At 61.3% G+C, this 17098-nt stretch carries 15 protein-coding genes; 11 read left to right on the top strand and 4 right to left on the bottom strand.

The window, feature by feature from the left end; all coding sequences use genetic code 11:
* Positions 1-9: 9 nt before the first annotated feature.
* The gene (locus tag WH91_RS06670; protein WP_052952640.1) at positions 10-2214 is read right to left on the bottom strand and encodes a putative bifunctional diguanylate cyclase/phosphodiesterase; all 2205 of its coding nucleotides are present in this window, start codon (positions 2212-2214) and stop codon (positions 10-12) included.
* 230 nt (positions 2215-2444) lie between these two features.
* Entirely contained in the window at positions 2445-2585 is a 141-nt protein-coding gene (locus WH91_RS24595; protein WP_158409528.1) for a hypothetical protein, read from the bottom strand.
* Between the two features lie 299 nt (positions 2586-2884).
* Here WH91_RS24595 and WH91_RS24890 point away from each other — a divergent pair, with 299 nt between their 5' ends.
* The 4 genes from WH91_RS24890 to WH91_RS06650 are packed head-to-tail and all read left to right on the top strand — an operon-like array spanning position 2885 to position 8215.
* A complete protein-coding gene (locus WH91_RS24890) occupies positions 2885-4042 on the top strand; it encodes a glycosyltransferase (protein WP_046170213.1) in 1158 nt (385 codons plus the stop codon).
* Positions 4039-5037: a glycosyltransferase family 2 protein gene (locus tag WH91_RS24885; RefSeq protein ID WP_046170212.1), complete on the top strand. Its 999-nt coding sequence runs from the start codon at positions 4039-4041 to the stop codon at positions 5035-5037. Before WH91_RS24890 ends, WH91_RS24885 begins: the two co-directional genes overlap by 4 nt.
* A gap of 4 nt (positions 5038-5041) precedes the next feature.
* Complete coding sequence (locus WH91_RS06655) at positions 5042-5938, top strand: glycosyltransferase family 2 protein (protein WP_046170211.1); 897 nt, start codon at positions 5042-5044, stop codon at positions 5936-5938.
* 42 nt (positions 5939-5980) lie between these two features.
* Complete coding sequence (locus tag WH91_RS06650; protein ID WP_046170210.1) at positions 5981-8215, top strand: GNVR domain-containing protein; 2235 nt, start codon at positions 5981-5983, stop codon at positions 8213-8215.
* 18 nt (positions 8216-8233) lie between these two features.
* Here the strand turns inward: WH91_RS06650 and galU are convergent, their stop codons facing one another.
* Entirely contained in the window at positions 8234-9145 is a 912-nt protein-coding gene (galU, locus tag WH91_RS06645; protein WP_046170209.1) for a UTP--glucose-1-phosphate uridylyltransferase GalU, read from the bottom strand.
* Between the two features lie 450 nt (positions 9146-9595).
* Between galU and WH91_RS06640 the strand changes: the two genes are divergently transcribed.
* The 7 genes from WH91_RS06640 to WH91_RS06610 all read left to right on the top strand — a co-directional run bounded on the left by WH91_RS06640 (position 9596) and on the right by WH91_RS06610 (position 16202).
* Complete coding sequence (locus WH91_RS06640) at positions 9596-9778, top strand: hypothetical protein (protein WP_046170208.1); 183 nt, start codon at positions 9596-9598, stop codon at positions 9776-9778.
* A 419-nt stretch (positions 9779-10197) separates the two neighbouring features.
* Positions 10198-10869 carry a sugar transferase gene (locus WH91_RS06635; protein ID WP_046170207.1) on the top strand — a complete coding sequence of 224 codons (672 nt, stop codon included), beginning with the start codon at positions 10198-10200 and terminating at the stop codon, positions 10867-10869.
* 10 nt (positions 10870-10879) lie between these two features.
* Positions 10880-11260 (top strand): hypothetical protein, encoded by a 381-nt coding sequence (locus WH91_RS22505; protein WP_052952639.1) that lies wholly within the window; start codon positions 10880-10882, stop codon positions 11258-11260.
* 26 nt (positions 11261-11286) lie between these two features.
* Positions 11287-12489 carry a glycosyltransferase family 2 protein gene (locus WH91_RS06625; protein ID WP_052952638.1) on the top strand — a complete coding sequence of 401 codons (1203 nt, stop codon included), beginning with the start codon at positions 11287-11289 and terminating at the stop codon, positions 12487-12489.
* Complete coding sequence (locus tag WH91_RS06620; RefSeq protein ID WP_052952637.1) at positions 12486-13778, top strand: O-antigen ligase family protein; 1293 nt, start codon at positions 12486-12488, stop codon at positions 13776-13778. Before WH91_RS06625 ends, WH91_RS06620 begins: the two co-directional genes overlap by 4 nt.
* Positions 13729-14730: a glycosyltransferase gene (locus WH91_RS06615; protein WP_046170206.1), complete on the top strand. Its 1002-nt coding sequence runs from the start codon at positions 13729-13731 to the stop codon at positions 14728-14730. The genes WH91_RS06620 and WH91_RS06615 overlap by 50 nt, the downstream gene beginning before the upstream one ends.
* Positions 14727-16202: a lipopolysaccharide biosynthesis protein gene (locus tag WH91_RS06610; protein WP_046170205.1), complete on the top strand. Its 1476-nt coding sequence runs from the start codon at positions 14727-14729 to the stop codon at positions 16200-16202. Before WH91_RS06615 ends, WH91_RS06610 begins: the two co-directional genes overlap by 4 nt.
* Here WH91_RS06610 and WH91_RS06605 read toward each other — a convergent pair.
* Positions 16199-17092: a polysaccharide pyruvyl transferase family protein gene (locus tag WH91_RS06605; protein WP_046170204.1), complete on the bottom strand. Its 894-nt coding sequence runs from the start codon at positions 17090-17092 to the stop codon at positions 16199-16201. The genes WH91_RS06610 and WH91_RS06605 overlap by 4 nt on opposite strands.
* Positions 17093-17098 lie beyond the last annotated feature (6 nt).

Raw genomic sequence — 17098 nt, 5'->3', positions numbered from 1 at the left:
TGGAATGTCTCAGTCCCGTCTGGACGACACAGGTTTCACAGACGGTGTATTTTCGAACTCGCCTGACAGCTGGCTCAGCGCTTGAGCCGAAATTGGTCTCGACAGCAAATAGCCTTGCAGGTGCGTGCAGCCCATCTCGGTGAGCTGGCGGCGCTGAGCATCTTCTTCAACACCTTCGGCGGTGACGCTCAGGCCCATCGCCCGACCCATGTCGACCATCGCGCGTACGACGTGAACTAGAGTGGGATCTTCGTTGAGCTCCTTTATGAAGGAGCGGTCGATCTTGATTTTATCGATCTTGTAATTGCGCAGATAACTGATCGATGCATAGCCAGCCCCGAAATCATCGATGGAAATGCGAACGCCGGCAGCGCGCAGGCGGCTCAGTGTCATCTGGACCTGGGCGGAATCCTGAAGAAGTACCCCTTCTGTAATTTCAAGCTCCAGCCGCTCAGCTGCGAAGCCGATATTATGCAACGCATGCAGGATTTCATCTGCCAGTTCCGCGCGCTGGAACTGCACCGGCGATAGGTTCACTGCAATCCAAGGCAAGTTGATCTGCTTGGCCAGCAAGCAAGCCTGGCGAAGTACCCACATTCCAAGCTCGTTGATGAGGCCGATTTCTTCGGCCAGGCCCACGAAAAATTCCGGAGAAACAAAGCCGCGAACCGGATGCTGCCAGCGCAAAAGCGCCTCGGCTCCGGCAATCTCGCCTGAGGTAGCGCTGAAAATCGGCTGGTAAGCGAGGTTTAGCTGGTCCTGCAGCAGGGCGTTACGGAGCTCGATCTGAAGCGTCAGGCGCTCCTTCCGATCGGCATCCATAGCGTGCTGATAGAGGGTGCATTGATTGCGGCCCGCTGTCTTGGAAAAGTACAGCGCGACGTCGGCCCGTCGAGCGAGCTCCTCGGATGAAATAGTGCTTGGCGTCTCAACGGCGAAGCCGACGCTGACGGTGATGTTCATTTGACCGGCCGGCAAGGCTATCGGGTCCGAGAGCGCTTGCACCAGGCGCTGGCATATCCAGCGCGCATGTCCGTCGCTGACGATGCCCGGCTGAACAATAGCAAATTCATCGCCTCCGAGCCGGGCCAGGGTTGCCTCCTCAGGCAACTCAACCAGTAAGCGTCGGCCGACTTCTCTCAGCAGATCATCCCCGGCGGCGTGGCCATAGGTGTCGTTGACCTCCTTGAACCGATCCAGGTCGATGAAAATCAGCAGAATTTTGGTTTCGGCAAGGGTTCTGTAGTGAAGCGCCTCGCGCAAGCGTTGATCAAACAGCGAGCGATTGGCCGCGCCGGTGAGAGTGTCGTGCATGGCGAGAAAGCTGGCTTGAGTTTGGCTGTTCTCAAGCCGAACCGAAGTTCGCCGAAGCCACGCCATAAGAAAGAAGAGGCAACCGCCGATGACGATGAGCGACATTATTGCCGGCAGCGCAACCTGTCGGATCAGCTTTGCAGCCGGAGCCGGTAGAGACCACTGGACGTAGGCCAGTGGCCGGTTTTGATCATCGAGCAGGGCAACATTGGCTGCGGATCGAATTACATTGGTTGTCCGGAGGCCCGCGAGACCGAGGCTCTGCGAGATGGCCATCAATGCCTGGTCATTGAACAGCACCACCGATGCAAGCAGGAGGGGGTTGCGGTCGAAATCGTCGGCGCTGGTAAACGAGTTAAGCGGGCGGACGCTGATAAGGGCAACGCTTCCGTCCTCTAAACGTCTGATGCCAAAGCAGCACGCAGCGGACGAGGCCTGATCGATTGCTGGCGTCGCCAGGCTAATCCGGACCTGATTGACCAGGGACGCCACCGCTTGGCGATCCGTGAGGTCTATTTCGCTAGTCGTCAGTTGGCCGTGAGCGCTGGCCTGCAGAACGAACCCGTCCAAATAAAATATATAGACCCGGTCGTGGTTGAATTCTGCGCTGACCCAGTCGGCCATGCCCTTTGGAACCCAAGCAAATCGGCCATGCGCGGAATAAAACACGCCGTCGGCACGGCTGGCAGCAGTGCTTTGATCGAGTTGAATGCGACGGCCGGCATTTTCGATATATGTCCTGACAGCACTTCGCTGTTCGTTCAGGGCGGCGGTATCGATCTCCCGCGCCATCCAGGACGCGCACAGCACGAGCGCAATGGCAATGAGCGAGCCGAGTGCAACCGAGATCCAGACGATGTGAAAGGATACGCGATGTGCTGCGCTTGTTGGGGTGCTCATGTAAACTCGCATCTGTTGTAAGGAACGTTACAAGATGGAGGTGTGCTGGCCCTTAACATCCGCAAAGCTCGATGCGGTTGGTGAACGGCGTCTTAATTCGGCGACTGCCTGAAATTGGGAAAAAAGATAGGCAGACCGCGGGCACAGAAAGTCATCGCAGTCCGCTTCACAAAGTCCCCCAGACCATGGGGTCACTGAAGCGTGCCGGCAGCAATACTACGCCTGTGCGATTATTGCTTAAGCGTCAGCGTCTTTCGCGCGCCAGCAGCGGCCCGGCGATAAATCGCTAGTCGCCGTTCATCCTCGTCGGCAGACCACATTGGGTCAATGCGGTCTTCGCGCGCGTTTTCACGTTCAGTTGGTACTTGCATCCAAGCCTCCGTCGTTTGCACAACGGTGGGTCAACATGGTTATGCAAACGTTAACGGCGCGATCACGTTAATTGTATGCAAGGGTAGTCGGTAGCAGGACACTACTCCCTTTCTCGAAGGCAATTGGGGCCCATTCGTGACATGCGTTTGGCGCAGCACTGCGTCACCCCCAGTCACGTTGACCCCCTCATTCATGCATTCTCAAGTGGGCGTTCATTCTCGTCGCTTCGGTGATGATGCCTGAGCGGCGACTGCTGCATTTGGGCAAATTCCAATAGCCGCCTGGCAGGAGATGTTCGTTGCCAAGGATTTTGTACCTCGTTCACAACCTTTCCGATCCGGCGGTGGGCCGACGCATCGCCATGTTCCGGCAGGGGGGCGCGGAGGTCGCGATCGCCGGCTTTCGGCGGGGCGATGCGCCAGCGACGACGCTGCCGCTGGATGCGGTGGTGGAGCTCGGCGTTACGCATGATGGCCGAATGATGCAGCGGCTGGGAGCCGCTGTCGCGGCGGCCTGGCGGGCGCCTGACTGGGCAAAGTCGCTGCGGCGGCCGGACGTCATCGTGGCGCGCAACCTTGAAATGCTCGGGGTGGCACAGCGGCTGATGCGGATTTGGGACGTGGCGCCGACGGTGGTTTATGAATGCCTCGATATTCACCGGTTGATGCTGCGGCATGACGGGATTGGCGGGGCCATGCGGGCGCTGGAGCAGCGGTTCATGCGCAATGTTCAGGTGGTGATCACCAGCTCGCCGGCTTTTGTGCGCAATTATTTCAACATCCATGGCGCGCCGCCGGTGCATCTGGTGGAGAATAAGGTGTTTGCGCCGGGGCTTGCCGCGTTCGGCAGTAATCCGGCGTTGGCGGATCAGCCCTCGGTGCTCCGGGTCGGCTGGTTCGGCGCTTTGCGGTGTAAGGCCTCGCTGGCTGCACTGGATGGGCTGACTCGGCATTTTGAGGGGCGCATGGAGGTAACGCTTGCCGGCCGGCCGGCACTCACCGAGTTTGCCGACTTTCACGGCGCGGTTGAGCGATCGCCTCATCTCGAGTTCCGGGGTTCGTTTCGTTATCCGCAGGATTTGCCCGAGCTTTATTCGGCGGTGCATTTCGTCTGGGCCATCGACTTTTTCGAGCAAGGCCTCAACTCGGAGTGGCTGCTACCCAATCGTCTGTATGAGGGGTGCCTCAATGGCGCAATTCCCATCGCGCTGGTCGGTACCGAGACGGCGCGCTTTATCGAGCGGCTGGGCATTGGCGTGGTGATCCCCGATGTTTCGCAGACCACGCTCATCGCACTGTTCGAGGGCATGACGCGGGAGCGCCTACGCCAGCTGGCGGCCGACGTTGCGGCGCAGGATCGGGCGCTGTTTCTGTGCGAGGCGCCGGAATGCGTCGAGCTGGTAGAGCGACTTTCAGGCAGCAAGCACGCTAAGGCCGAACTGGAGATCGCCGCATGAGCGCACGCACATTGATCGTGGTTCCAACCCTGAATGAGGCCAGCCATATCGGAGATCTTCTGGAGGCTTTGCTGGTGGAGGCCGAGGCGTTGGATGCGCAGATCGTTGTCGCCGATGGGGGCAGCACCGATGGCACGAAGGCTATCGTGGCGCGGTTGGCACTGGATGCGCCGCGCGTGAGCTTGATCCACAATCCTCAGCGTATCCAGAGTGCGGCGATCAATCTGGTCGTGGCGCAATTCGGCGATGAAGCCGACTTCCTGATCCGCATCGATGCACACGGAGCATATCCGCAGGATTACTGCCGCATACTGGTTGCCGAGGCGGCGGAGCGTCAGGTGGCGGCTGTTGTCGTGCCGATGACGACGGTGGGTGTCGCGCCGTTTCAGCGCGCCGTCGCTACCGCTCAAAACTCTGCCATCGGCACAGGCGGCTCGGCGCATCGGACGGGTAAGGGCCATGGGCCGGTCGATCACGGCCATCACGCCTTGATGCGGGTCGATGCGTTTCGCGCCGTCAGTGGCTATGACCAGACGTTCCGGTTCAACGAGGATGCCGAGTTGGACTATCGGCTGCGGCAGGCGGGTGGCACGATCTGGCTTACCGACCGTACCGGCATGACCTATTATCCACGATCGACCCCGTCAGGGTTGTTCAGGCAGTACTTTGGCTACGGCGGGGGCAGGGCGCGCAATATCCTCAAGCACCGGGTAGTGCCGCGCCTGCGTCAGCTCGCGCCGCTGGCGATTTTGCCGGTGGTGCTGCTGGCCGTGCTGTCGATTTGGCACTGGGGCTTTCTGGTCCCGCTCGCGCTGTGGGGCGTCGGCTGCATCGCGCTCGGCATCCATGCGGCGCGCAAATATAACCCCGAATATGGGATGCCGATGTGGCTCTCGCCGTTGGTGGGCGTGGCAGCGATGATCATGCATCTGGCTTGGTCGTCCGGGTTTTGGGCGCATGTGGCGCAGCGCCCGTTCCGCCGCCTGGCGGTGTAGCGCCATGGTCAACGTAAACATCTGCATTTGCACTTTTCGCCGGGCATTCCTTGGAAAAACGCTGCTGTCCATTGCCGGATTGACGACTGGCGGGCACACGATCCGGGTCATCATTGCCGATAACGATCATCAGCCCTCGGCTCGGCCCCTGGTCGATGAGATACGCGGGCAACTGCCTTTTCCGGTGACTTATGTGCATGCGCCGGCGGTCAATATCTGCATTGCCCGCAATGCCTGTCTTGATCATGCCGATGCCGATGCCGATTTCGTGGCCTTTGTCGATGACGACGAGACCGTGGCTCCGGGCTGGCTTGAAGCGCTGGTCGTCAAGGCCGAGGCAAGCCAGGCTGCCGCGGTGTTGGGGCCGGTTCGCGCCATCTATGGGCTGGATGCGCCGCGCTGGATGGTCGCGGGCGATTTCCATTCGACGATGCCCGTTTTCGTCGGCGGGGTGATCCGCACCGGCTACACCTGCAACGTGCTGATCCGCTGGAGCCCGCCCTACAAGGCGCTGCGCTTCGATCTGGGCCTCGGTCAGTCTGGCGGCGAGGACACGGCATTTTTCTATCAGCTGACGGCTTTGGGCGGCACGATCGCTTTCGCGCCTGATGCCTTGGTCGAGGAACCGGTGCCAGCGGAGCGAGCCAACATGGAGTGGCTGGTGCGCCGTCGCCTGCGCTTCGGGCAGACCCATGGCATGCTGCAGGCGGGCTCGCGGGCCAAGGCCCTGGCCGTTGTGGGTGCCAAGATCGGCTACTGCGGCGCGCTGGCCGTGCTGACGAGTTTTTCGCCGGTCTTACGACGCCGGAACTGGCTGCGCGCCGTGCTGCATCTCGGCGTGGCCGGGGGCATCCTCGGGGTGCGCCAGGCATCCCATTACGGGCAATCGGCGCCGCGTTGAGCGTCTCCTCAATTTTCCCGGCCATCGTGGCGGAGTACCATCATGCTTGAAAAGACCAGCCATTTCGAAACGCCGACACCTCATGCTTCCGATCTGAAGACGATCGATCTGGAAAGTGTGTTTTCGCTGCTGCGGCGGCAGGCTCTGGTGCTCGGCCTGAGCGTGGTGGTCGCGCTGCTGCTGGCGGTGTTTTACCTGTCGCTGGCGCCGCGCAATTATATGTCGGCGGGGCAGGTGCTGCTCGACCGCAAGCTGGAACAGGCGGCCGGCGACGGCGCTGCGATGACCAGCAGCGTCGACATGGAAGCCCAGGTGCTCAACGAAATTGAAGTGCTGCGCTCGAGCCGCGTGGCGACTGCGGTGGCGCAGGCGGAAAACCTGATGACCGACCAGGATTTCCTCAATCCGCCGCCATCCTTCTCGCAACGAGTGCGCGGGTTGATCCCCTTTGGACGGGGCGAGCGGGCGCCTGATCTCGAAGCGGGCCTCGATGAGGTAGTGGCCATGTTGCGGGCCAATGTGCAGGTCGATCGAATGGGGCGCAGCTCGATCATTCGCGTTGGCTATGAGGCCGCGACGCCCGAGTTGGCGCAGCGGATTGCTCAGGCCTACGCCGAGGCCTTGCTGCAGGACCAGCTCAATGCCGAACTCGAAGCGACCAGCGCCGCTTCGGATTGGTTGCAGCAGCGATTGGCCGAGCTTGGCGAAAACCAGCGCACGGCAAGCCTCGCCATCGAGGATTATCGCAAGCAGACCGGCTTGTCGGTGGGGCAGGATCGGGATTTGACCACGCTGCGGATTGGCAGCCTGTCGAACCAGTTGGCCGAGGCACAGGCCGAGACGGCGCGGCTGCGCGCTTTGTCGGAGCAGTTGCAGACAGTGGTGACAGCTGGTCCGGAGGCAGCTTCAAGCTATGTGTCGTTGCTGAGCGGGACGCAGGCCGACCCGGCGGAAATCGCGATTCTAAGAACTCAATCCGCAGCGCTGATCAGCCGGATTGCCGAGGTGCGTGCCAGCTTTGGCGAAGACCACCCGCAACTGCTGACGCTGAGCGCCGAAAAGACCGCGCTGGACAGCCGCATCTATGCCCTGCTGCAAAACCTCGACGAACAATATCGGACACAGCTATCCATCGCCACGCAGCAGGAAGCGGGGCTGCGTCGGGATATCGATTCCGAAGGGCAAAACGCCGGGCTGATCAGCCAGGAACAGGTGCGGCTCAACGAGCTGCAGCAGCGCTCCGATGCGCTGCGGTCGCTCTATAACAGCTACCTGCTGCGCTATGAGGAATCGGTACAGCGCCAGAGCTTCCCGATCCCATCGATCCGCATCGTGACTGACGCGCTGCTGCCCGAGCAGCCGTCGAGCCCCAAAACCATGGTGATCATCGCCGCGGCGCTAATTGCCGGTGGCTTTATCGGGGTTGTGCTGAGCGCCATCAACGAGTTGCGCGAGCGGGGATTCCGCGTCGGTTCGCAGGTGCGGCGCCATTTGGGCCTGCGGTTCTTGGGCTATGTCCCCAAGTTGCAGCTCGCTGGCGGTGCGACGACGGCGGACAAACGCCGGACTATTCGGACGTTGGTACGCGGCGCCTCCGGCCAGCGGATCGGGCGGCGCTGGGGCGGTCCGTATATGGAGACACTGAAAGCCACGCGCCTGCTGATGCAGCCCATAGCTGAGCGCGGCACGACAGTGCTGGGCGTGCTGTCGGCGTTGCCGGGGGAGGGCAAATCCATTTTTGCCGCTTCCTTTGCCGAAATGCTGGCGGTGACCGGTTCCAGGGTGCTGATCATCGACGCGGATGAGAACACGCCACAGAACGGTTCGGCCATGCCAAAGCGCATCATGCCGTCGCAGATGGGCGATTGGCGCCAGGCGGCGGTGACCGATAGCGAGACTGGTATCGTCACACTTGCTGCTTCGGCACCAGAGGCAGGCGGCGGCGATCTCTCCGGCCCCGCCATGCAAAAAGTGTTGGCTGAGGCGCGGGGGCAGTTCGATTATGTCGTGCTCGACCTGCCGGCGCTTGGCCTGGTGATCGATGCGCTATCGGTGCTGCCGCTGACTGATGGTGCGGTGCTGGTGGCCGAGTGGGGCAAGACGCCGCGCCGACTGCTGAGCAGCCTGCTGGAGCGGGAGCCCGAGCTGGGGGATTACATCGTCGGCGTGGTGCTCAACAATGTCGATCTCGATGCATTGCCGAGGTTTACCGATCTGGGTGGCCTCGAGCGTTTCGCTCATGACGCCGAGCAGCGGATGGAGACGGCACCCAACTAGGGCGCCGTCTACCCATGATTATTCCGCGGCGATCTTGAAGCCTTCCATCAGGGCGGTGTTGAGGCCCAGCTTGGCAAGCGCTGCGAGGAAGTCATCGCCGATATCATCGCGACCCAAGGCGTAAGCGACATTGGCGGTGAGGAAGCCGATCTTGGACCCGCAATCGAAGGACTGGCCCTCGTATTTGACGCCGACGAAGGGCTGCTGCGTCATCAATGTCTGCATGGCGTCGGTGAGCTGGATTTCGCCGCCGGCGCCCTTTGGCTGATCCGCCAGCAGCGTGAACACTTCCGGCTGCAGGATATAGCGGCCTGAAATGATCAGATTGGACGGCGCATCCGCCACGGCCGGCTTTTCCACCATGCCGTTGATGCGGAAGCTGAGGTCATCTCCCTTGCCACGCGCAACCACGCCATAGGATGAAACCTCGGCCATCGGCACTTCCTCGACGGCGACGATATTGCCGCCGGTGACCTCGTAGGTTTCCATCATCTGCTTGAGCACGCCGCGAGGCGACTTGAACAGCATGTCCGGCAGCAGCAGGGCGAACGGCTCGTCGCCGACGATATCGCGGGCACACCAAACGGCGTGGCCGAGCCCCAGCGGTTCCTGCTGGCGAGTAAAGCTGGTGCGACCGGCTGAGGGCAGATCGCGTTGCAGGTCTCGCAGGGCATTGAGCTTGCCCCGCGCCTCAAGGGTTGCCTCCAACTCGAACTGCCGATCGAAGTGATCCTCGATGACACCCTTGTTGCGCCCGGTCACGAAAACGAAGTGGGTGATTCCAGCCTCGCGGGCCTCATCGACCGCGTATTGAATGAGTGGCCGATCGACCACCGTGAGCATTTCCTTGGGCATGGCCTTGGTTGCGGGCAAGAAGCGGGTTCCTAGTCCTGCGACAGGAAAAACAGCAGTCTTCACACGTTTTTGCAATTCACTCTCCTTATTATAGGTCGGTGAGTGGATTGGACCATAGCAGGATCAGTCGAGCCACCTGAAATTCCGGTTGGCGTTGCATGGCTCGATTGCAGATATGCTGTTGACCTTGCTTGCCTACGTTGCAGGCAATTACGCCCGGTTGCGGCCGCATTTCCATTTTGTCACAAAATATACTCTCACAATATATCGCAGCACATCGAAGTAGATTTTGATCAACCAGCCTGGCCCCAAGTATAACTGCTTACTCGCGCCCAGTTTGCCTCGGCACAGGAGCCGGTCCAACGCAGACGTGATCGAAGTGTCTATTTGCCTGCGGCCGTGAGGGTTGTATTTACCCGGCGATGGTATTGAGTTACAGGCGCAGCATATGCCCGCGAAGGGCAGGCGTGTGACCGCTACTGGACCTCAAGCCGAACGCTGGCTTTGGCTTCCTGGGAGGTTTTCGTGGAGCCAAAGCTGCCCGATGATGGTCAGGCGCAGAAATTGCAGTTGACGAAGTCGCCGTCAGCACACGAACGCGCAACGCTATCCTGGCCCTGGGGTTTGGTCGCCATCGGTGTGATGGCTTTGGCCTGGGTCGGCATTTATCTGCTCTGGAACGGTTTTACATTCCTGTTCAATTGGTGAACCTCGGCTCTGTTCGCAAATAGCCTTGCATTACTTGCAAGCCCCAAGCTGCCAAGAACAGTTTAAACGATAATCTCTCGCGTGCCGGTTCAATCGTAGCTCTCGACTTTACAGTTTGATTTGCTTGAGTTTTCCAAATTCAATTGGGGTGAATTTGTGATTAAGCTGCGCATTGCAGCTATGCTCACCCGGCGTTGCCTCGACTTTCCGATCATGTTTGCCTGAAGGTCGACAGCAACGCAAAGTCCAGCCACGGACCCGTTGCGGTCAAGACGCGGCGCACCCATCAACAGGGTAATTCGATGTTTCGACGGGTTCGGACCCGCGTCAGCGCATGCGCTTACGCGACCTATGTCCCACGTCCAGAAGGACGGGCAGCGCTACTCGTTCCCAGGCTTCAAACTTCGCGAGAGTACCTCATGTCGATCACCAATGCTGAAGTCGGTCCATCGGGCGGCCATTCCAAATTCAGTGCAAGACGGGGGCTTGGCTCCAAACGAACTTTTGACATCGTGGTCGCCTCGGCCATGTTGCTGTTTGCCTTTCCGGCCATGTTCTTCATCGCCGTGTTGATGTTTTCCACCGATCGCGGTCCGATTTTGTTCTCCCATGAGCGTATCGGGCAGAACGGCAAGCGCTTCCGCTGCCTCAAGTTCCGCTCGATGGTGGTGGACAGCCAGGAGGCGTTGCGGCGTCACCTTGAATTGATCCCTCAGGCACGCGCCGAATGGGACGCGACCCAGAAGCTGCACGACGATCCGCGCGTCACGCCACTCGGCCGCTTCCTGCGGGTGACCAGCCTCGATGAATTGCCACAGCTGATCAATGTCATCCGCGGTGAGATGAGCCTCGTCGGGCCACGTCCCATCGTGCAGGACGAAGTGGTCCGCTATGCCGAGCAGATCGAACATTATGCGGCCGTTCGCCCAGGCATTACAGGCCTTTGGCAGGTTAGCGGCCGTAGCGACGTCGATTACGACCAGCGCGTCCAGCTCGATACACTCTATGTCCGCCAATGGTCTTTCATTGGCGACATCGTGATCCTGGTCAAGACGGTCAAAGTCGTCGTCATGCGTACCGGCAGCCGCTAAAGGAGACGAAATGGTTTTGCTTTCACTACGTCCTCGTGCCTTTCGCGCCCGCAATCCCGGCCGCGACGCAGAGACCGACGAGGCTCGCCTCGGCACCATCAGCAACGCCATCTCCATGGCCCTGAATGACGCCCGTCGCGAGCGCGATGGCCTCGGCCAGCGCATGAACCTCTATTATGCCCAGGCGGCGACGATGCTGGACAACTCGGCCGAATACGGAAAGCGCGATCGCATCGACGAGGCCGCTATCGGCTCGGCCGAAAATAGCGCAGCGCGTGCCCGTCAGCGCGTGGCGCAGCTCGATAGCCAGATCCTGCGGCTGGAGGAAGTGCTAGCTCAGGTCGGCAGCAGCTTTTCGTCCAAGGCCGAGCCGGGTGAAGGCGTCGCCTGAGGGCGCAGCCAGAACAGGCAAATACCATGAAATCAGTTGATCGGGGGCCCCACGACCGGCCGCGCATCTCCGTCGTGATGGCCAATTTCGAGGCCGGCGCGAAGATCGTCCCGGCGCTGCGCTCGGTGCTTGCCCAAAGCATGGCCGATCTCGACGTCATCGTCAGCGACGACGCTTCCAGGGACAACAGCGTGGCACTGGTTCGGGAGATGATGGCCGCCGATCCCCGTATTCGGCTGGTTGCCGGCGCAGCCAATCGCGGCCCGGCCCATTGCCGCAATCAGGCGCTGGATATTGCGCGCGGCGAGTGGGTGGCGGTAGTCGATTCCGACGACATCATCCATCCCGAACGCTTCGAACGGCTGCTGGCCGCTGCCGCGGCGCATGGCGCCGACATCGTCGCTGATGACCTGCTGCTGTTCCACGAGGACGGCAGCCCGCCGTCGTTGATGCTGGGCGAGGCGGCGAATGCCAGCTTCACAGTATCGCCAAAGGATTGGGTTTTGGCGGGCATGGATGGCTCGCCGGCGCTTGGCTACCTGAAGCCGATGATCCGGGCCGACCGGCTCAAGCAGTTGCGCTATGACCAGAGCCTGCGCATCGGCGAGGACTACGATTTCGTGCTGCGCCTGCTCATGGCAGAAGCGAACATGCTCGTCGTGCCGGAGCCGTTCTACCTCTATCGGCGGCATTCGGCGTCGATCTCGCACCGGCTGTCGGTGCCGGACATGAGGGCAATGCTCGAGCGCCAGGATGCGCTGGCGGCAGAGAATTCATCGCTATCCCCCGAGCTTTCCGCGGCCTTTGCCAAACGGCGCTCCATGCTGAAAACCGGGCTGGCTTACGAGAAGCTCGTCGTCAGCATCAAGGCGCGCCAACCGGCAGAGGCCTTGAGCATATTGGCTCGCGATCCATCGCATCTCGGGCGCCTGTGGACATCCTTTGCAGAAGGCCGCACGCGCCGAGGTGAGCAACAAGTCGCCTTAAAGCGACCTGAGACGATCACGCTGGGCGGGCAGGGCACTCCTGATGTGGAACACGTTGTGCCCGATTATGTACCGGCGCATCTGGTGGATTGGTCCGCTCCGGGCTCGCGTCTGGTCTGGCGTGACCTTGCCGCCCACGCCAACGGGCGCTGCATCGCGGTGGACGACGCTGGGCGCTATGCGGCCGGCTTCATCCCCGAGGCAATCCTGGTGCGGCCCGAACTTCTGCGGCGAGCGTCATGAGCGCATCGCCCTATCAACTCACCATCAACCAGGCCTATCTGCTGACCTTTGGCGCCTTTGCTGCCTTGGTGCTCAATGCCATGTTTGGCTCGCTGGCGGCGCTGACCTTTATGGGCTGCGGCGGGCTGCTGATCGTCAGCAATGTGTCAGCCAGCATGGATAGCGTTCGCCGCTGGTGGTTCGTGCTGCTGTTGCCGGCCTATTGCCTGCTGACCGCGCTGTGGTCGCAATATCCCAGCAATTCGCTGCGCTATGGCTTGCAGCTGACCTTCACCTTCATCTTTGCGGTGGTGATGACCGGACGGCTATCGACGGCGTCACTGATGCGGCTGATGTTCTTGGTCTATGGCATCGGCGTTATCGCCAGCATCCTGTTCGGACGGACCGGGGCCTTTGGCGCCTGGCTGGGCGTGTTCGGCAGCAAGAACGCCTTTGCCGCCCATATCGCGGTATTCGCGCTGATCTCGGTAGCCGTCGCGGCCGATAGAAAGTCCCATTGGGCGCTCCGTCTGTTGGGGCTGGCAGGTGCTGGGTCTTCGGCGCCGCTACTGGTGCTGGCGCAATCGGCAGGCGCCAGCATGATGGTACTGCCCTGCATCGGCGTCGTGCTGCTGAGCGTGCTTTCGGCGCGCCTCAGCGGCATGCAGCGGGTGTTCATGTTGTCGATGCTGCTGCTGATCGGTGCCGCGCTGGCGCTGCTGATCACCACCATGGGCGATACGCTGCTCACCGATATCCTTGAAGGATCGGGCAAGGACGCGACGCTGACCGGCCGCACCGAGCTATGGGCGACGGGGCTGAGCTACATCGCCGAAAGGCCGCTGCAGGGGCTGGGCTATCGCTCGTTCTGGGTGATCGGCTTCGCGCCCGCCGAGGAACTGTGGGCCATGTTCGACGTCCCCTCCGGCGCCGGCTTCAACTTTCATAACACCTACATTTCCAACGCCGTCGAAATCGGGCTGGTCGGGCTCGGGCTGCAAATCGCCATCATGTATGGCGGCGCGCTGCTGATGGGTATTTACACCCTGGCGCGCCCCACCGCGCCCAATGCCCTGCTGCTGGCTCTACAGACTTTGATGATCTTGCGCAGCTTCATCGAGGTGGAGGTGTTCTTTGAATTCTCCATTCGCACGATCATGGGCGTTGCCACGCTGATCTATGCGCTTGCCGGGCTTGTCGCCCTGCGTAAACCGGCCGATGCCGCCCACCGGCCACGTCTTTCTAGAGGAGCTTTGAGCCATGTCGCGATACCAGACCGACCGCGTTCACTTCCGCACGCCCACCTATAAGCGGCCGCTGGCCCTGCGCCGCGCGCTGCATTCGATGATCGACCAGACATCGGAGGACTGGGTCTGCGATGTCTACGACGATGACCCCTCCGAGGCTGGCCGCTATGTCGTGGCCGAACTGGCCGATCCACGCATCCACTACACGGCCAACAAGCCGCAGCTGTTTGCCTCCCGCAATATCGACCACTGCTTCACGGCCGAAAACCCTCGTGAGGCGGAATTCTTCTGCGTGGTCGAGGACGACAATTACATAACTCCCGAATTCTGCGCCAAAAACATCGCGCTGGCTCGCCGCGAGCAGGTCGAGATCGTGCTGCGCAATCAGGTGGTGGAATACGCCAGCGGTACCGACTCAGCCAAAGTCGGCACCACCGGCGTGCTCGACGATCTGTTCACGGAAGGTCACTATGAGTCCGGGGAGTTCAGGCTCGCATTACTGGCGGGGATCGGCGTCTCGAACGGCGGGCTGTTCTGGTCGGTGCGAGCGCGCTCGTTGCTGGAAATCCAGTATCCCTGCACGGCAACTTTGCAGGAGTACTTGCGCACCTATTCGATTGCCGAGCCGGTCTATGTGGCCATGACGCCGCTTGCGGTGTGGGCGGAGAACGCCGAGCAGACCACGCGCAATGCCGAGCTCAATGCCGGGTATTTGCGGCGTGAACTGGACCTGAAACGCGCCGTTCAGGCATTGCGTCAGAAGGTGTGGACCGAGACCAGCCCGCAGCGCCAGGCGCAATTCCTGACCAATCCACGCTTTGCCGCTCCTGCCGGGGTGCGAGCGACACATGTTGCCAAGGCCCTCATCCATCAGGGACTGGGCGAACATATGTCCCCGCTCGATGCGCTGCGGCATCGCGCCCGCGGCCTGATGATCCGCACGCTCGGACGTCTCACGCCAGATTTCGACCGCTTCGTTGCGTCGCGTGAGCGCAGGCCGATTCACCCCGCATGAGCGTTGCAACAGACACCACGGCAGGGCGCGATCACCTGACCAAAGGCCGGGCTGCCGCCGCGATCAAGGGTACGCTCTGGTCTCTGGTCAGCAGCTTCGTGCCCGGGGTGCTGGGCTTTCTGGTGTTCCTCGCGAGTTCGCGCGTCCTATCGCCCACCGAGTTCGGCATCGTCGCCTTCGCCGTCAGCATCGCCAGTGTAGGCGTTGCCTTGGCGCCCGCCGGTTTCCGCGAGGCCTTGATCCAGCGCCAGCAGATCACCGCGGCCCATCTCAATACGGTATTCTGGCTCTGCCTGGGCGCGGCGCTCGTTATCTATGCGGCGCTCTGTGTGTCGGGGCCGTTCATCGGCAACGCGGCCGGTCAGCCATTGCTGGCCAGTCTCATCCCGCTTGTCGGTGCGCGGGTTATTTTCGACATGGCTGCCGCCGTGCCCAATGCGCTGATCGTGCGGACGATGTCGTTCAAGATGCTGGCGCTTCGGACCACTGTGGCATCGGTGGTCACAGCTTTGGTTTGTTTGGGCCTTTTGTGGGCCGGCTTCGGCCTATGGGCCCTGGCGTTTTCGCAGCTGGCCGGCTCCATAGCGGCCTGTATCGGGGCCATGGTGGGCGCGCGGTGGCTCCCGCAATTCCAGTTCGACCGGGGCGCACTGCGCGACCTGCGGGCCTTCGGCCTTTTCTCCAACGGCAATCACTTCATAACGACGATCAACATCGACCAGCTGTTGATCGGTACCTTGATGGGGCCGACCTGGCTCGGCATTTACAGCTTCGCCCGCCGCATCTTCCAGATTCTCACCGACCTGATCGCCGGCGCGTTAAATCTGGTGTCCTATTCCCTGCTGTCGTCGATGCAGAGCGAGCCGAAGAAACTGCGCGAGGCCTACCTGCTAGGCACTTTCGCGTCGTCGGTAGTAGCCTTCCCGGTCTTCTCGGGGCTGGCTCTGGTGGCACCGGACCTGATCCCGTTTGCCTTTGGCGAGTCGTGGATTTCGGCGGTGCCAGTGGTTCAGGCATTCTGCGTGCTCGGCCTGCTCACCGCCGTCGGCATCCTGCAATCATCGCTGATTCGCAGTCAGGGCCATGCCAACCTGTGGTTCTACTATATTCTCGGCAAACAGGCCGTGACCGTCCTCTACATCTTCCTGTTCGCCGGCTGGGGCGTCGTCGCGCTCACCAACTCGCTCGTCATCCTCAATCTGACCCTCTGGCTGCCGACGCTCTACATGGTGGTCAGGATGCTCGACATTTCGGTATGGACCTACCTTCGGTCCTTTGCCTTGCCAGTGTTCGCCACCCTCACCATGGGCCTCTGTGGTTGGTTCGTGCAGCTCGAACTGGCGACCGCTGACCCGCTGCTGCGTTTGGTCACAACAATAGGCGCCGCAGCTTTGAGCTACGGCGCCATCATCGTGGTGTTGGGAAGAGGTCAGATCAAAACCCTGACGGGTTTTGTCCGCCGCAGACGCTAGGCCGCTGCTACCCGGCTGCGCACAAAACCATCCACCGCATCTCGTGCCCGCTCGGTAACCCGAAGGATCATCGAGTCGCTGCTGAGCTGCGGTTCGAGACGTGCCATTTGATCGAGATGGGTGGCCGCGACGTTGGTCAATATCTTGTTGGGCAGAGCCGCAACCGGCGACCCACTGAGGCGACCAATTTTGCCCATGGCGCCACCACGGCCGGTCTTGGAAATGTAATATTCCAGAACGCTGCTCGGCTTGAGATCGTTGAGCCGCACGTCGAGATCGAGCGCACCCGCCCAGTCCAGCCACTTCTTGTGATGCCCGCCATAGATCGGCTTTGCGCCGATCCAGGGCGTGCGCAGGGCATCGGCGACGATGGCGCCGTGCATGGCTTCGGTGATCAGAAGGCGTGCGCCCTGGATCTGGCTCAGCACCTTCTCGACCGGCTCGGTGGCGTCGATCAGCGTAATCCCTGCCTGGCGACAGGCTTCCACCCAATTGCCGCGCTCCAGGCTTTCATAATGCGGCATGAAGGCGACGCCTACGCTCTTGTCGGGAGCCGGCAGGTCCATGGCCCGCAGCAGCACGGCGCTGTCGCAGATCGATAGCCCCGGGTCGATGTTCAGCGTCTTGGCGGTATTGGGGCCGCGCACGAAGCGGATATCCCAAGTGCCGTCATGCACGTCGGGCAGGCCCATATAGCCGGCATAGCCCGAGCCCATGACGAACTTGCGCGATTTGGCGGGCAGGTGGTCGCCGATGATCGAGCCAATGCCGACGAACAACTCGGACTCGTCTTCGTCGAGAAACCCCTTGGGTAGCAAAGCTGGCCAGACATGCAGGTTCAACTCGTCGCCGAAATTGGGCACTTTGCCGCGAAAGAACACCAGTTTCATGTTGTC

It is taken from the genome of Devosia psychrophila (assembly GCF_000971275.1).
GTDB lineage: Bacteria > Pseudomonadota > Alphaproteobacteria > Rhizobiales > Devosiaceae > Devosia > Devosia psychrophila.
This window is presented reverse-complemented; position numbering and strand designations above follow the sequence as displayed.

Excerpts from the sequence above, each read along its gene's own strand:
- WH91_RS06670 (WP_052952640.1), bottom strand. The coding sequence starts at position 2,214 with ATGAGCACCCCAACAAGCGCAGCACATCGCGTATCCTTTCACATCGTC.
- WH91_RS24595 (WP_158409528.1), bottom strand. The coding sequence starts at position 2,585 with ATGCAAGTACCAACTGAACGTGAAAACGCGCGCGAAGACCGCATTGAC.
- WH91_RS24885 (WP_046170212.1), top strand. The coding sequence starts at position 4,039 with ATGAGCGCACGCACATTGATCGTGGTTCCAACCCTGAATGAGGCCAGC.
- WH91_RS06655 (WP_046170211.1), top strand. The coding sequence starts at position 5,042 with ATGGTCAACGTAAACATCTGCATTTGCACTTTTCGCCGGGCATTCCTT.
- WH91_RS06650 (WP_046170210.1), top strand. The coding sequence starts at position 5,981 with ATGCTTGAAAAGACCAGCCATTTCGAAACGCCGACACCTCATGCTTCC.
- WH91_RS06635 (WP_046170207.1), top strand. The coding sequence starts at position 10,198 with ATGTCGATCACCAATGCTGAAGTCGGTCCATCGGGCGGCCATTCCAAA.
- WH91_RS22505 (WP_052952639.1), top strand. The coding sequence starts at position 10,880 with ATGGTTTTGCTTTCACTACGTCCTCGTGCCTTTCGCGCCCGCAATCCC.
- WH91_RS06625 (WP_052952638.1), top strand. The coding sequence starts at position 11,287 with ATGAAATCAGTTGATCGGGGGCCCCACGACCGGCCGCGCATCTCCGTC.
- WH91_RS06620 (WP_052952637.1), top strand. The coding sequence starts at position 12,486 with ATGAGCGCATCGCCCTATCAACTCACCATCAACCAGGCCTATCTGCTG.
- WH91_RS06615 (WP_046170206.1), top strand. The coding sequence starts at position 13,729 with ATGTCGCGATACCAGACCGACCGCGTTCACTTCCGCACGCCCACCTAT.
- WH91_RS06610 (WP_046170205.1), top strand. The coding sequence starts at position 14,727 with ATGAGCGTTGCAACAGACACCACGGCAGGGCGCGATCACCTGACCAAA.
- WH91_RS06605 (WP_046170204.1), bottom strand. The coding sequence starts at position 17,092 with ATGAAACTGGTGTTCTTTCGCGGCAAAGTGCCCAATTTCGGCGACGAG.